A 1467-nucleotide genomic window follows, 5' to 3' on the forward strand; every position below is an offset into this window, starting at 1 on the left:
AGAGAATGAAAGGGACTTCCCCGTCCCGAGGCTGCGGCGGAAGCCGCGAGTCGGCATCGACGTGCCATGATGAAGTTTCGAACGTTCATCAACACCAGCGAGAGGGGAAGACCATGCCTATTGTCACTATCGGAATCGATCTTGCCAAGAATGTATTCGCCATTCATGGTGTAGATGAAGCAGGTAAACCGATGCTGATCAGGCCGCGTGTGCCGCGCGATCAGCTGGCGACATTGATCGCGCAGTTGCCAGCGTGCCTCATCGGCATGGAAGCGTGCTCCGGCGCACATCACTGGGCACGTGTGTTCCAGCAACACGGCCACACCGTCAAGCTCATGGCGCCCAACCTTGTGGCGCCTTATCGCATGTCCGGCAAGCGCGGCAAGAACGACGCGGCGGATGCTGCTGCGATCTGTGAAGCGGTGACGCGTCCGAGCATGCGTTTCGTGCCGCTGAAGGACGAACATCAGCAGGCAACGCTTTGCCTGCATCGAACACGACAAGGTTTCGTGGAAGAACGGACCGCGACCTACAACCGGTTGCGAGGCCTGCTCTCGGAATTCGGCGTGGTGCTGCCTCAGAGCCCGGGGAAGGTGCGCAGACACATCACAGAACATCTGGACACATTGCCTGGCTGGGCGAAGCGCAGCATCAGCGATCTGCTTGAGCATGCTGGCCATATCGAGGATCGCCTGCTCGAATACGACCGTGCGATCGCTGAGATCGCGCGTGAGGATGCGCGCAGCAAGAGGCTGATGCAGTTGCGCGGCATCGGCCCAACCACGGCCAGCGCGTTGCTCGCCAGTATCGGTGCGGGGCACGACTTCAGAAACGGCCGGCAGGTGGCAGCCTGGATCGGACTCACGCCCGGGCAGTACAGCAGTGGCGGAAAGGCACGGCTGGGTAGCATTACGAAGGCAGGCGACGCCTATCTGCGCGGGCTGCTGGTCAACGGCGCCCGCGCCGTTATTGCCAGTCTCGGCGAGAAACAGGATCGCTTCAGCCGGTGGGTCCGAACCCTGGTCGAGCGCCGGGGCTACTGGCGGGCCGCCATCGCGATCGCCGCAAAGAACGCGAGATTGGCGTGGGCCTCGCTGAAATATGGCGATGACTTCAAGCTCGAACCAGTGGCAGACTAACTTCGATCCGAGCCAGTCGATCAACCGGCAACGAGACGCGAGCGCAGACGTCATGAGCACATAGAAACGACCACTTTGCACTGCCAGCGGTGATGTGAAGCGGGTTGGACCCGCGCGGAGCGTACCTGACTAACACGGCGGGGATATTCATTCCCGGCTAGAGAATGAGGCCTCTGCGCGCGTCTTTCATCAGGGTCCGGGCCATTGGCCCAACATGACCGGTTGTAGAACCGCAGTCCTTCACCTTCCCACATATACCGGCGCGGCATTGCAGCATGTATCACAGCGAACTTCGATTGAGCTTGTGCTCAACAGGGAGCCCTTGTAG

At 60.8% G+C, this 1467-nt stretch carries 1 protein-coding gene; it reads left to right on the top strand.

Annotated elements, in window-relative coordinates; all coding sequences use genetic code 11:
- Positions 1-113 precede the first annotated feature (113 nt).
- Positions 114-1139: an IS110 family RNA-guided transposase gene (locus tag B0G62_RS30985; RefSeq protein ID WP_103707975.1), complete on the top strand. Its 1026-nt coding sequence runs from the start codon at positions 114-116 to the stop codon at positions 1137-1139.
- Positions 1140-1467: the final 328 nt, after the last annotated feature.

The organism is Paraburkholderia eburnea, assembly GCF_002917095.1.
Lineage (GTDB): Bacteria > Pseudomonadota > Gammaproteobacteria > Burkholderiales > Burkholderiaceae > Paraburkholderia > Paraburkholderia eburnea.